Consider the following 14,513-nt stretch of genomic DNA (forward strand, 5'->3'; position numbering starts at 1 on the left):
AATCAGAGTTTTTTAATAATTCGCAATATATATAAAGCGACTAAATATTATGTCAGAAAGAAAAACTATTTATCTTTGTCTCGCTCACATGAGTGAAGAGGGATGGGAACAGAAGTATGTAAAGGAAGCTTTTGATACCAATTGGGTGGTACCAATGGGGCCTAATGTAAATGCCTTTGAAGACGAGTTATGCCGCTTTGTCACTGGCAATTCAAAGAGTGTTATTTATGATGATTCTCGTTGGCCAGAGACAAAGCCTACTTCTTGGCATGTGAATGAAGATTTGAAAGATACCAAGGTAGTGTGCCTCTCGGCTGGTACAGGAGCTGTACACTTGGCGTTGCTTGCTTGTGGTGTTCAGGCTGATGACGAGGTTTGTGTACAGAGCTTCACATTCTGTGCTTCTTCACACCCTATCACATATCTGGGTGCAAGGCCAGTTTTCATTGGTTCTGAGAAGGATACATGGAATATGGATCCGGAACTTCTTGAGAAGGCCATCATTGACCGTAAAGAAAAGACGGGTAAGTACCCTAAGGCAATTATCCCTGTTGCTCTCTATGGTATGCCTTACCAAATTGACAAGATCTTGGCTATCGCAGATAAGTATGGTATCCCCGTTATTGAGGATGCTGCTGAGGGTATGGGCTCACGTTTCAATGGTCAGGTGCTTGGTACTTTTGGTAAGTATGGTGTACTCTCATTCAACGGTAACAAGATGATCACCACTTCTGGTGGTGGTGCTTTGATTTGCCGCAATACAGAAGATGCTAACACTATCATGTGGTATGCAACCCAAGCTCGTGATGCATATCCATACTATCAGCACACAGCCATCGGTTTCAACTACCGTATGAGTAATGTATGCGCTGGAATCGGACGTGGTCAGATGACAGTTCTCGATCAGCACATCGCTCACCACAAGCATGTTCAAGCTCTCTATGAGGACTTGATGAAGGATATCCCAGGTGTAAAGATCAATAGGCAGCCAAATGATCCTAAGTATGATTCTAACTACTGGCTCTGCACGATGATACTCAATCCGGAGGTGAAGGTCATTGGTCAGGAGAACGCTTATAAGGAGGTTATTAAGACTGCAATCGGTGGTGCTGCTGGTGTCATCCACGCTGTAGACTCACCAACAACCGATTGTCAGCCAAACGATAACGTCGAGGCTATGCGTGTATTTATGCTCAGTAAGAAGGTTGAGTGCCGTCCTGTATGGAAACCAATGCACAAGCAGCCGGTATATGCAGATGCTCCTGTATATACCAATGGTATAGAGGAAGAACTCTTTAAGGTAGGTTTCTGTCTGCCAGCAGGTCCGTATGTGACAGACGATGATGTGAGGTACATCGTGGAGAGTATTAAGGAGGCGATTGTACGATAATAAAAGTGCTGCACAGATGTTCCTATAAACAGATCAGCAGCATCGTGGAGCACGAATACGAGTTTATCCGTTACGAGATACTTGCTTTCAGATTATTCTTGGCTTATCTTGCTTTCAACAAGTATGTGCTTGACAATCCTCTTTATTGTGAACTGGTAGGTATGATGGATGAACGGATGCGGGGCAGCCGTATGACGCTGACCAACTGGCTTGAGAAAGGCTCCAGGTTGATAAAGATACTGAAAGATAACTTTCTTGAGAAAGATTCAATAGTAAACTGTGATGAAATCTGGTACCGGGTAAAGGTGGAAGACAACTATAAAAAGTATATCTGGTGTCTGGTGAACAAGGTTGCCAAGGTGGTCATCTACTGTTATGAGGAGGGCTCAAGAGATAGGGATGTTTTACGTCATATCTTTGGAGAAAGCCAACTCAAGGTACTGTAGTTTGATGGGTACAATGTCTATATGTATTTGGATGACAAACTGATAGATACCGAACATTTTACTGTCTGACTCATGCTTGGGCAAAATTCAAGTATACTTCAGAGCAGGGTGGTGATAAAGGTGCTGATTTCTTTCTGGATGCTTTTGGAGAACCTTACCGGTTGGGAGCCGAATATGAAAAAGGCAAGTTAAGCTCCGAACAGATTAAGGCTTGCCATCAGAATTTTCTTCCAATGACTATCGGATTGAGTAATAATAAACTTTACAAACCAACTCCTTTTTTGAATTTATTTAATGGACAGCTGACTTCTGGCAGCTTTCCTTATGGGATACGTCAAAATTGGACGCTAACATAAAAAAAATATTGTGAAAAGTATTATTTCTAAGATTTTTGATAATCTGTCTGTAAAGAAGAGATTTGTAAATTATCGGGCTGTTTTGTTTACCGATACCGTGTTATCTGTTGCAGGTACATGTATCACTCTGCTTTTTGTTAATAGTTTTATCACTAATATTGAAAAAGACGTTATCATAACCATCTCGGTTTGTTCGGGTATCATCAGTTTTCTTATTTTTCATTTTCTGAGAGTCAGCAGAAACATTATACGTCATGCATCAATAAAGAGTGTTGGTAAAATTGAGACAGCCATCCTGCTGAAAGAATTATCGTTGTTGATTGTTGCCATTCTGACCGGTTCATGGTTACCGGAGAAGTATCTGTATGTATGCTGTTTCATCGATTTGTTGACAACTACAGGGATCTTAGTGGGTGCCCGCGTAGTGCTTATCTTGATCTACGATATTGCTGTGTTACAGTTTACTTCCAGAAAAGCAAGAGTGTTGGTATATGGTACCGGTGATAAAAGCGTTGCGCTCAAGAAACGGATGTACACGAGTAAGCATTTTCATGTAGTCGGTTTTGTGAATCCGGATAAAAATCTCAAATCCTACTCTTTGTCAGAGTCACCGGTCTATTATTTTGCAGATAAATCCAACTTTGTATGCTTTGTAGAAAAGTACAATATTAATGGCATTATTTTTCCCTCGTATGAAGAGGCTCAGAAGGAACAGGGGCATTTGGTGAAATTCTGTCAGGATAATAATGTGAAAAACTACGTTTCTCCGTCTATCGATGTTTTGGGGGATGGTTTGAAGAAAACTGTCATCAGAGAAATTCGGATAGAGGATTTATTGGGGCGTGATGAGATCGAGATCAACATGCTGGAAATTATTAAGAATTTTACGGGTAAAACCATTCTGGTGACAGGAGCTGCCGGTAGTATCGGTAGTGAATTATGCCGCCAGTTGGCTACCTTCGGAATTAAGCAATTGGTTCTTTTTGATAATGCAGAGACTCCCATGCACGAACTCCGTCTGGAATTAGAACGCTTTTTCCCCGAATTGACATTTGTTCCTTTCATTGGTGATGTCCGTCAGAAAGAACGTCTTCAGATGGCTTTTGAGAGGTTCCGTCCACAAGTCGTATTTCATGCGGCTGCCTACAAACATGTCCCTTTGATGGAAGAGAATCCTTGTGAAGCGGTCCGGGTCAATGTGGTTGGTTCCCGCCTGGTTGCTGACTTCTGTGTACAATATTGCGTTGAGAAGATGGTGATGATTTCTACGGACAAGGCTGTCAATCCAACCAATGTGATGGGAGCTTCCAAACGTCTGGCTGAGATTTATGTACAAAGTTTAGGGCTTGCAATGGAACATGGTCAGGTGAAAGGAAAAACGAAGTTTGTAACTACCCGTTTTGGGAATGTACTTGGCAGTAATGGCAGTGTGATTCCATATTTTAGAAAACAGATACAGGAAGGCGGCCCCGTTACCGTTACTGATCCCAAGATTACCCGTTTCTTTATGACTATTCCCGAGGCTTGCCGTTTGGTAATGGAGGCAGCCACAATGAGTACCGGTAATCAGATATTTGTTTTCGATATGGGCGAGCCGGTGAAGATTGTAGACTTGGCAGAGAAAATGATCCGTCTTGCAGGATACATTCCGGGTGAAGATATTAAAATAAAGTTTACCGGTTTGCGTCCCGGTGAGAAGCTTTATGAAGAGGTTTTGAGTAATGAGGAGAATACGGTTCCGACGGATCATTACAAAATACGTATAGCCAAAGTGAGGGAATACAAACGGGATGAAATACTTGCCTCTTATGATAAACTGGCTGAGTTGGCACTCGCGGTGAAGATCGAAGATACGGTGAGACTGATGAAACAGGTGGTGCCTGAGTTTAAGTCGAATAATTCTGTGTATGAGAAACTGGATAGAGAGAATGCGGAGGTTTATCTGAATTGATTTGTAGGTGTTCAATTAATATGTGTCGTATGGCTCATATGAGGGGGCGCTTTCAAAAAGTCTTATTGCAGGGCAAGGATGAAAGGCTCGGTCTTTTATGGAATGGGTCGGTCAGCTGTATGATTTAGAACGTGATTATAGTAATGATTATCTTCCCCCTAATGAAATCAAACGACGAAGGAACGGTAACTACCGAAATTATAGGTTTCATTTGGATGGAGTTGGCCCGTTTACTTGCCGCCCCTTCACACCAAAGGCAAATTGCTAACCAATGCGCTCAATTATTTGAAGAACGCATGGACTCCCGTCATGGCTTATCGCAATGACGGCAGGTATTGCATTGATAACTCTATCGCTGAGCGTTCCATTCACCCTTTGACAATTGAGCGCAAGAATAAAATGGCTTTTGGCAACTATAAAGGGGCTGAGACTTCGACGGTCTATCATACTTTTGTGTCTATCTGCAAAATGGGTGCACTATCCTTCAGACAATTCTTGAAGAATTATTTAACAGCTTTTATGGAAGACCGTACAGATTTTGAGAATCTCTCCCCTGCTAAACTGAGTAAAATCAATTAAAGAAATCTAAAATTCAATAGTCTTTAGTTGAGTTATGTGTGTAAATGTATGGAAATAAGTGGTTTACGAGTAACTGACGTATTGATTGGACGCTTACTTTGTTTTGTCTTAAAACTCAAATATTTTATTTAGAGTACAAATTATGTCCCAAAAACAATAAGGGACGCTTAATATTTACGTATGAAACAGACTATTCTAAAAATTTTATTATGGCTGAGGGATGTATGCATCAAGGCTATGATAATAGTATTGATTGCTGTATTATTTAATAAGCCAATAGAAGTGCATCTTTTGACTCCGCTGTGGAATTTCCTTCAAATAGAATATAGTAGATCATTGGTGACATTAGTAGTTTTACTATCCGTTATTATTGGTATCCATGGTTGGCGAATGTACAAATGTAGATATGACGAGAAACATATCGGTTTATATGTAATGGCTTGGGCTTTATATGTATTTTATAGCAAACAATGGAATTATGTAGATTTCGGTTTTGGATTCAATTGTTGGGAAACACTATTGTTATCATTCCCGGTTGGCTTTTGCGTACATTGGTTATATTATTATACATATTACATTCTGAAACATAAAGAGAAACAAGATGTGAAAAGCGGAATATCTGTGGAAGTTCCATCGGTAACATTGATAGATGACAATCCTGTACAAGACATGTCAGATGATGAGTTTCGATATGGACATTTTGCACAGCGAATAGCACGAACAATTACTGAAAGAACAGGGCGGTCTTCTTTTAGTTTGGGCATAACAGGTATTTGGGGTGCGGGAAAGACATCTATGCTTAACCTTCTAAAACGTTATGTAGAGAAAGATAATTCATGCATTGTAGTAGATTTCAATCCAAGAAAATCATCAGAGGTAAAGTTCATACAACATGATTTCCTTACTACAATTTGCTCTGCTTTGAGCAAATATCATACAGGAGCAACTCATATAATATCTGATTATATGAAAGGCTTAAGTGTGTTGGCAAAGGACACTTCATGGACCAAAATCTTGGATGTTATTCATTCACAAGATGTAAAAAGTTCAAGAGAGGATGTGGAGAGCATGATACGTGCTATTGGCAGACAGATAGTTGTGATTATTGATGACTTCGACAGACTTACTGGAGAAGAAATCGTAGAAGTACTGAAGGTTATTGGAAACAACGGATCTTTCGAAAGAACATTTTTTGTGAGTGCATATGACAAGGGATATGTAAACCAAGTATTGAAGGCCTACTTTCATGAAACTGTAGATAGAGACTATACAGACAAGTATTTTAATCTTGAACTACGACTGCCGGATAGAAAGCTGTTTTATAAAAATGGATATTTACAAAGGCAAATGTATGCATTACAAGCAAATGGAACTATTGCAAATATGAGTCAATGGCAAATAGATGAAGCTTTAATTTCTGTTGTCAGTTTTATAGACAGTTATCTGCCAACACCCCGTGATATAAAACGTTATATAGGCTTGGTTATAGCTTCTTTTGCTGATATTCAGGAAAGTGTTGTCTTGAAAGACTTTCTCTTGTTAGGGTTGATAAAATACAAATATCCAGAAGAATATGACCTGCTGTATAAACATGTGTATTTCAAGCAAAATCCGTTTGGTGGCTCAAGTGATACGAATTTTGTGTTGAAAGACGCACGTGAACTTGTTGACATAAAGTCTTTTGCTGTATTAAGAATTCTATTCCCTTCATCAGGTCAACACGAAGTTACTGACCGGCAATTTGGATATAAACATCTATCTTGGAAAAGATCCTTTGACTTCTATTTCTTTGACCAAGAACTGGGGCATATTCCATTTAAGGATTTAATTACATTGGCAGCTCCTGATATTTCAACGGAGTCTTTTAGAAAGGCTGTACAACACTGGAATTCGGAAGACTTAAAGAAAGACGTTGCAGACTTTGTTATGAGTAGATCTGCAATGGTACATACAGCATATGATTTCAAAGATTATCTGAGATTGTCTGTGATGGCGCGATATTTTTGCCGGACGCATCAGATATACATTCATTGTATTCATTTACTTGTAAAAAGCAATCTTGAAGAAAATGCGAAAGAATTTGGTATTTCAACAAACGAATATCTTAAAATAGTAGATGAATTTATCGGTAAAGGGTCAGAATGGGTGCTGTCTGCAATTCTACTTCAAGATGCGCTATATCTTTGCTTAAAATCTGGTGAGGAGCTTGACCTTATATTTAGCCACATATATCTGCAATCTGTGGCAGAAAAGATATTGAGGCATGTCATCAATACATTTCATGCCGAACGAGCCACAACAGAAGATGTATATGAGACATTAAAAGCTAATATAATAGGAGTTACTGGAGATGGTGGTTTTGAATTGTCTGAAAAGGCATTGTTGGGAGTAAAGGAAGATATGGTAAAGAATGCTAAACTATACTTTAAAGATATTGTCTGGCATCAACCTGTACAAGGTAGAAAAACTGGACTTGTGTTAGGATTTAACAATCACTTGCCTATAACTGATTTATTTAAGACCCAGGATGATTTTGCCGGATTTCTTCGTGAAGTTGACAAAGCAGATAATTCATTGAAAGGAGTGACATCATGTTTGTTTGAAATATATAATAGGATAGGTATCAATCATTTCAAGCCGTTTGTTATAGACACTAAAGAGAGTAATCAAAATATTAGTCAATGTGATTTTCACACCTATAATTTAATCTTTGAAGGAGAGCGATAGTGAAATATGGGATTCAGTACCAGTGGAAAATAAGCCATTTCTTACATACTTTTATCTAAAATGGGTCAAATGATATGCAGAGGCCTTATTTCTTTCCTACTGTTAGGTAATTTTTCTGCAAAAAATCATTCGCCATACAATAAATCTCTGTAACTTTAGCCTCTGAGAACATTGTGGTAATCGTTTAAATGTTATAATTTAGCACGATACTTAATAAAGTAATAAATACGAATAATGATCCGTTGGTTACATATATCAGACTTACATTTGAATAACCGGAATTTTTCTTCTGACAGGCTTCGTGACGAACTCCCGTCTTTCCTAAGGCAAGAGGGCTTGAAGTGTGACTATGTGTTCTGTACCGGGGATATAAGGTCGGCAAATGTTATGCCCAACGACTTTACGGATGAGATGGCAGATTATCTGAATGATATCTGTAATGCAGTAGATGTATCAAAGGATCGGTTGTATATTGTTCCCGGCAATCATGATGTGGATATTTTTGTTGGTGGAAGAGAGGAGGCAATTCAACGTCTGCTTCTTTATGGTGGCTATTATAAACCAAAGTATGGACACATAGATACTGAGGATTTGGCTTCTATTATGTGTGGCAGAGAAAAATTTGTTGAATTTTTGTCTAAACTTTACTCTGATGACAGGCTAAATAACTATACAAATGCAGATGTCCCTCATTTCAATATTGAGACACCGGATTTCAATATTCTACATGTTGACTCTACGCTTGCTTATTCCAAAAGTGGGAAAGCGACTGATTTATTGGTTGGATTGGAATCTTTATATTCTGTTATCCGTAATCTGAACAAGCAGAAACCAACTATCTTGCTTACCCATTATTCTATTACGTCTTTGCTTCAGGATGAAAAGAAGTTTCTCTCAGATGTGTTGCAGAAAAATGGTGTGAGACTTTGGTTGGCCGGGCATGAGCATGATCACAATTTACAACGACTAAAATATCTTGATTCTCTTCAGGCAGGAGAGTTGTTTGTTGAGAACGATGCAAACGCAACGATATTAATTGGAGAGTATGACCCTTTAACTTGTGATTGTCGCGTTTATGCTTATACATGGTTTCCTGAAGGATGGGCAAAGTATCCCATTATTAATTTAGATGGTGAACGTCTTGATACTTATAGGTTTCAGATGAAGCCTGTTGGTGATGGTGGTGTATCAAGGGAACTGGCAGTAGCAAGACAGGCAAATGATCGGTTTGCTCATCGTTTGCCAGATAATTTAGAGCGTGATCTTGTTCCGAAGATTCATTTGAACTGTAACGATTATACCTTAGGAGAACTTCTTGATGCGTCATGGAATACAAATATTCTTCATATTGTCCTCCTCGCTGATGGTGGCATGGGAAAGACGACGATGCTATTGGATTTCTGTAAGTCTACAGATTATCCTGTGCTGTATATCTCGGTTGAGCAATTAGCGAGTTTAGGCATGGGAATTGTGCAATATTGTGCGAGGTATCTGTATGAAGGGGATATGGCATTGTTGGACAAGTGTTTAACTGCGAAGCACCGCGTACCCACTCTTACAATATTTGTGGACGGCTTGAATGAGGTTGATGGGGCATTAGAACAGGCTTTTGTAAAGGAGATACAGCAATTAAGCTTTCTAAATGGAATTCAAATTCTAATATCTTCCAGATCTGATTTTACTATACGATATAATTTACCGTCTTTTCAAAAAGCGGTTTTGTGTGAACTGAGTGAGAAAAATATTAAAGGTTTTTTTTCAGATGACGAGTGGAGGGATATAGAGCAGTCGCAGGCTCTAATGCGTCTGCTTTGTAATCCAATGATGGTAACCATCTATAAGGAAATTTGTTCGGTTGTGAATGATTATAGGAATGTTCCTTTCTTGGATTGGATATTTCCTATAACTTGTGAGACTGACCTTTTTCATAATTACTATGTGGCTCAGCAGGCATTATTGATGCGACGAGAGCAGGTAGATGGTAAAAAGGTACTTTTGTCACAAGTCTGTTTGGATGAAGTTCTTCCGAATATTGCTTATGCTTATGAATCGTCTTTCAGGATAAATATGGAAGATAATAAGTTTAGGCAAATTTTGAAAGATGTGTTGACCGATGTTGTGATAGATGAGGATAAGGCTAATTCAATACGTGAATTTTATCGAGATTCTTCTGCTTTGACTTTAGACTCATTCTTGGTGACAGATTTCCTCGCCAATGAAATGAGATTTCTATACAAGGAAAATGGGTTGACTGCGTTTCCTCACCAAATGTATCGTGATTATCTTTCAGCGAAGTACATCATTCGTCGTTCAAACAATGACCGGAATATTCTTTCGTTATGGAATTCGCGTGAACTTCCAATTGCCATTATGTCTTACATAAGACAGATAGGTGGACTATATTGGAGGGGGATTGCTCAAAAGATAAGGCATGCAGCTGTTGGAAAGTCGGAATTGAAGGTTTTGGCGCAAAATTTATTGGATACATTTCCTTCGACCGAGGAGGAGAATGTTGCCGATTATTCCGAAATGGATTTGAGAGGGGTCACTTTACCCAATAATATCACAATGCCAACACCTGTTTCATTGAATGATTCCACTATAGATGAAGTTTCATTGGGTATAAGTTTGGGTACTCCAGTTTGTCATATGAATCTATGTTTGTCATTTGGCAAGGAATATTTGGCAACATGGGCAGATAATAAGATTTACATATTTTCCCTTTTAAATCCTTCTGAACCATTTATCTTTGATTTCGAAAAGAAGGTGTCCAAGATGCTATTTGGGGATAATCGCCTTTTTGTCCTCTCGGGTAAGCTTTTTGTCTTTTCTTACAAAAATGGATGGGACTATTCCGGAGTAATCGGCAAAGATGAAGGCATCTGTCGTAAGCTGAAGTTGATTGTTGTCGCTGAAGATAAACTACATTTGTATTATCCGAATCGTGAAGTGGTTTACGATTTGGCATCTTTAGAGTGCATTGCTATCAATCAGGGGAAGGATATCTATTTACAACCGGTGGACGGTATAGATATTACATCTATTTCAAGATTTAAGAAGAATGAGTGTGATAGCAGCTTTGGTGAGATTGATAGAGTCGGAGACGATAATCTGCATGTTATATCCTATGCGGATGGTCGATTGGTGCTTGAGCATGAAAAGTCTGTGGTGGGCATTCTTTCACGCGGAAAGACGAAACTAATGGATGCTGCTATTTCAGGAGACGGGAGTCGAGCCGTAACCATGAGCTATGAAGCATTTGATGGTCGCAGACGTGTACAGTTATGGAATTTGGATGAGGGGGTGAAGGTAGCTGAGTTATCCTGTCCGAGTTCGGTGGAAAGCATACATCTGTCGGAGAGAGGAGATTGGATGTTGGGAAGGCAGCTACACTCTACATGGGTATATGACGTGAAATCATATACAGAGCGAATTTTTAATGAACATTTTCTTCAAAGTCACCGGGGTAAGATTCTCTGCAAAGAAGATTGTGTAATAAGGAAGAAAGAATCCGGACGGGTATGTCTATATAATCTTCGTACCGGTAAGGAATCTAATTTAGATAGTCCTATTCCTAATCCAAGTCTTATTTGTTTCTTGCGAGATGGTTCTGTTGCTGCTGTTAATGGCTCTGGCAGAACGGCTAAATTGAGAAGCTTTAGAGATGGTTCTATATTAACGTTTAATGGAGACGGTGCTTCTATCAGTTCCATAAGTTCCTTTAAAGAACAACCTTTTATAGCGGTAGCATTGGAGGATGGCAGATTAGATATTTATCATACAGGGAATGGAGCTGTTTTGCGGCATTTAGATTTGCCTGCTTCAAATTCGATGATGGTGGTTCATCCTCAAAAGACAATCATTGCAGAGTCAGATGGTCGAAGAATTTTAAGGACTCACTATTTTTTTGAAATAGAACAGAATGGCCAGAAAAGGGGATGGTGGAAAAAGCATCCGTATAATGGAAGCCATCGTGTAATTGATGGCGATATTTTGGACATCGGATTCAATATACAGAATGATCAGCTCGTTGCTGTTTTGTCGAATGGCCGTTTGCTTTTCTGTTCTGACGATTGGACGGATTTCTGTTATTCCTTTAATATTATTACCGCTTTTGATGTGTCAGCTTATAATTTCTCTTACGTAAAGTGTTCTGAAGAATTAAAAGATACACTTCGGAGAAATGGAGCTGTTGTTTCTCACTAAAAAGACAAAGGTCATTAAGTTACCAAACAGTAACAATATACACAACTTACCAAATATGATCTTCTTAAAGTTTTAATTCTCTGATAGGTTAAAAAATAAGCTTTTGATGAAGACTTTTTTGAGCTTGTTAAAGGGACTTTTCTTATTCTTTTGTATTCCCTATTTTGTCTGGAAACAGAAGATGACTGCATAACCCCAAACATTGGATTCGTCCAATGCTTTCTTCCTTACTCTAAAGATTAAGATAGAGTAAGGAGTGCCGGATTATTCTGATGTGAATCATGATAATTCAGCTTAAATATTATTGTTTGTTTGTGTAGCCCTCCTTTTAAATCAGGCGTGGTTTATTTATAAGGAGGGCTTTTATTTAGAATTCAATGCGTCCTTTTTGAATATGATGCTACATTCTTTTCATCTCAAATGTAGCTATCAATAGCCAGATTTCTCTGTTTTACGGAGAAGTTTGGCTATTTTTATTTTGTGATATTGAAACTTACACTAAATATAAAGAGAGGCCGGAGTTGTAAATGTGCGATTCCGGCTTTTTGGGGGATTCTGGTTTTTAATGTAGTTTTAGGTTATGCTTACTTGCCGGGAAATAGAAATAACTCTTTTATTACCTTCCCTCTCTCTTTCTCTTGTCCTCTAATAGTCTCTTTTTATATACTAAATCGTTTTAAGAGGATGCTGTAACCTGTCTTTTTGTCTCTGATGTGAATGTCGCATCTTTGCAATGTTAACGTTAGCGAAGTAATAACATTGAGTATTTATTTAAAAAAAGAAGATTATGGCGATTAGATTTAAAAGAATTTTACGTTTGAGTGATCCGACAGACAAAAGTTCAGTTAAGAGAACGTATCCTATTATTTCTTATAAGTATGACACCGCGGCAACACTAAAGGAGGTGGCGCAGGAAATCAGTGGAAACTCGGGTGTGAGTGAAGGTGAGACGATCAGTGTACTGAAAGATTTTCGGACACTACTGCGTAAGACTCTTCTGACTGGACGTTCAGTTAATATCGACGGGATAGGTTATTTTTACCTGTCGGCGCAAAGTAAAGGAACCGATAAGCCGGAGGATTTTTCGGCAAGTGACATTACAGGATTGCGTATCTGTTTTCGTGCGAATAGGGATATACGTATTAATGCAGGAGCATCCTCTACCCGCACCGATGGATTGGCGTTTAAAGATCTGGATAGAATCAATGATGACGGCTCCGGTACTCCTTCCGGAGGAGAAGGGGAAGGAGAGGATCCTTCTGTATAACGTAAGTTAGGTGTCGTTGACAACAATTATGGCCTTCATCACTGCCGTTGGCGGGCTGGAGGCCATTAAATGGCTCGTGCGATTGGTTACTTACCGAAAAATGGATGCCCGGAAGGAGGAGGCATCAGTGAGTTATATAGAGGAGGAGAATCGCAGAAAGAAGGTGGATTGGCTTGAAGAGCGCCTGGAACAGCGCGATGGGAAGATTGACGGACTTTATGCTGAACTACGGAAGGAGCAGGAAGATAAAATGGGGTGGATGATCCGTTGCCATGAAGTAGAATTGGCACAGAAGGAGTCGGAAATAAAGAAATGTGAGATAAGAGGGTGTGGAAAACGTATTCCTCCGTCGGATTATTAATCTTAAAAAATAAGTATTATGAGGAAAATCGATTCGATTATAATTCATTGTTCGGCTACGCAGGCGGGAATGGATTTCAGCGCTAAAGATATAGATTGTTGGCATCGTGCCCGGGGGATGAACGAAATAGGATATCACTATGTGGTACGGTTGGATGGAAGTGTGGAACCCGGGAGAGAGGTTGCACGGATGGGGGCTCATTGTATCGGATGGAATGAGCGAAGTATTGGTATCTGCTATATTGGTGGGTTGGACGCCGGGAGACATCCGGCTGATACACGAACCAGGGCGCAGAAAGAAACGTTGAAACGGCTTATCGAAGAACTGAAACAACGTTATGGGATAGTGACGGTGATGGGGCATCGGGATACTTCGCCGGACCTGAATGGAGATGGGAGGATAGAACCGGATGAGTTTATAAAGGCATGCCCCTGCTTTGATGTTAAGAAATGGTTGTTGATAGGGGTGATTTTGCTTTTCTTGTCGGCATGTGGCAGTTCTCATTTCCGGATGGAACGGAATGTGGAAATAGACTCTGTTACTGCAAAAGGGCATTATGAAAAAGTGGATAACGTACGAAAAACGGAATGGGAAAATAACAGGCAGGCCGATGAGCATATAGAAGAAACTGTCTTCACCTGGAAAGCAGATACTATAGGAGTAGGCCATGAGAATGGAAGAGCAGTGCAAAGAAAGTCTTTTTCTGTTACTAAAAAGGTGGTTGATAGAGGAAGGATGCAACTGCAGAAAGGATGTGCGGAACATTCTTTTGTGAAAGCCGATTCTTCTTTTGCGGTTGGTAAATCGTTGATAAAAGTGGATGAACGGGAGAAAAAACAGAGGAGGCAGATAGGAGGGGTATGGGCGTTTGTAGTGATAGCCGGATTTCTGGTGATATGTATCTTATTTTTTAGAAAGTTTTTTGTTGTTGATAATCAGTGACTTCGTTTCTTTTGAAATAAAAAAGTGAAAAAATAATTATCGAAAGTTTTGGTATTCTCAAAATAAACTGTACCTTTGCATCGCTTTTGAAACGGAAGTGTACGGGCGCTTAGCTCAGCTGGTTCAGAGCATCTGGTTTACACCCAGAGGGTCGGGGGTTCGAATCCCTCAGCGCCCACATTTAAAAACGAAACACTTCCGCTTAACAAAAGGGCGCTTAGCTCAGCTGGTTCAGAGCATCTGGTTTACACCCAGAGGGTCGGGGGTTCGAATCCCTCAGCGCCCACA

9 protein-coding genes and 2 tRNA genes are annotated in these 14,513 nt (G+C 39.6%); all 11 read left to right on the forward strand.

Features of this window, described 5'->3' with window-relative positions:
* The first annotated feature begins 49 nt into the window (after positions 1-49).
* The 11 genes from ACESQI_RS13345 (at position 50) to ACESQI_RS13395 (ending at position 14,511) form a co-directional block, all read left to right on the forward strand.
* Positions 50-1,390, forward strand: coding sequence for a DegT/DnrJ/EryC1/StrS family aminotransferase (locus ACESQI_RS13345; RefSeq protein WP_373126297.1), 1,341 nt, complete (start codon positions 50-52; stop codon positions 1,388-1,390).
* Positions 1,391-1,395: 5 nt separating this feature from the next.
* A complete protein-coding gene (locus ACESQI_RS13350; RefSeq protein WP_373126298.1) occupies positions 1,396-1,836 on the forward strand; it encodes a transposase in 441 nt (146 codons plus the stop codon).
* Between the two features lie 366 nt (positions 1,837-2,202).
* Positions 2,203-4,143, forward strand: a complete 1,941-nt coding sequence (locus ACESQI_RS13355) for a polysaccharide biosynthesis protein (protein WP_373126299.1) — start codon at positions 2,203-2,205, stop codon at positions 4,141-4,143.
* A 261-nt stretch (positions 4,144-4,404) separates the two neighbouring features.
* Complete coding sequence (locus ACESQI_RS13360) at positions 4,405-4,722, forward strand: transposase (RefSeq protein WP_373126301.1); 318 nt, start codon at positions 4,405-4,407, stop codon at positions 4,720-4,722.
* Positions 4,723-4,902: 180 nt separating this feature from the next.
* A complete protein-coding gene (locus ACESQI_RS13365) occupies positions 4,903-7,449 on the forward strand; it encodes a P-loop NTPase fold protein (RefSeq protein WP_278508241.1) in 2,547 nt (848 codons plus the stop codon).
* A gap of 234 nt (positions 7,450-7,683) precedes the next feature.
* Positions 7,684-11,655 (forward strand): metallophosphoesterase, encoded by a 3,972-nt coding sequence (locus ACESQI_RS13370; protein ID WP_373126303.1) that lies wholly within the window; start codon positions 7,684-7,686, stop codon positions 11,653-11,655.
* 787 nt (positions 11,656-12,442) lie between these two features.
* A complete protein-coding gene (locus ACESQI_RS13375) occupies positions 12,443-12,922 on the forward strand; it encodes an HU family DNA-binding protein (RefSeq protein ID WP_122202268.1) in 480 nt (159 codons plus the stop codon).
* A gap of 10 nt (positions 12,923-12,932) precedes the next feature.
* On the forward strand, positions 12,933-13,283 hold the full coding sequence (locus ACESQI_RS13380; RefSeq protein WP_320935319.1) for a hypothetical protein: 351 nt from the start codon (positions 12,933-12,935) through the stop codon (positions 13,281-13,283).
* Between the two features lie 18 nt (positions 13,284-13,301).
* Positions 13,302-14,225, forward strand: coding sequence for an N-acetylmuramoyl-L-alanine amidase (locus ACESQI_RS13385; protein WP_373126306.1), 924 nt, complete (start codon positions 13,302-13,304; stop codon positions 14,223-14,225).
* Positions 14,226-14,328: 103 nt separating this feature from the next.
* A tRNA-Val gene (locus tag ACESQI_RS13390) sits at positions 14,329-14,403 on the forward strand.
* Between the two features lie 33 nt (positions 14,404-14,436).
* A tRNA-Val gene (locus ACESQI_RS13395) sits at positions 14,437-14,511 on the forward strand.
* The last annotated feature ends 2 nt before the right edge of the window (positions 14,512-14,513 follow it).

This window comes from Bacteroides sp. HPS0048 (genome assembly GCF_964240755.1).
Classification (GTDB): Bacteria; Bacteroidota; Bacteroidia; order Bacteroidales; family Bacteroidaceae; genus Bacteroides; species Bacteroides nordii.

What these genes read in the sequence shown, in the direction of transcription:
- ACESQI_RS13345 (WP_373126297.1), top strand. Translation starts at nt 50, where the DNA reads ATGTCAGAAAGAAAAACTATTTATCTTTGTCTCGCTCACATGAGTGAA.
- ACESQI_RS13365 (WP_278508241.1), top strand. Translation starts at nt 4,903, where the DNA reads ATGAAACAGACTATTCTAAAAATTTTATTATGGCTGAGGGATGTATGC.
- ACESQI_RS13370 (WP_373126303.1), top strand. Translation starts at nt 7,684, where the DNA reads ATGATCCGTTGGTTACATATATCAGACTTACATTTGAATAACCGGAAT.
- ACESQI_RS13375 (WP_122202268.1), top strand. Translation starts at nt 12,443, where the DNA reads ATGGCGATTAGATTTAAAAGAATTTTACGTTTGAGTGATCCGACAGAC.
- ACESQI_RS13385 (WP_373126306.1), top strand. Translation starts at nt 13,302, where the DNA reads ATGAGGAAAATCGATTCGATTATAATTCATTGTTCGGCTACGCAGGCG.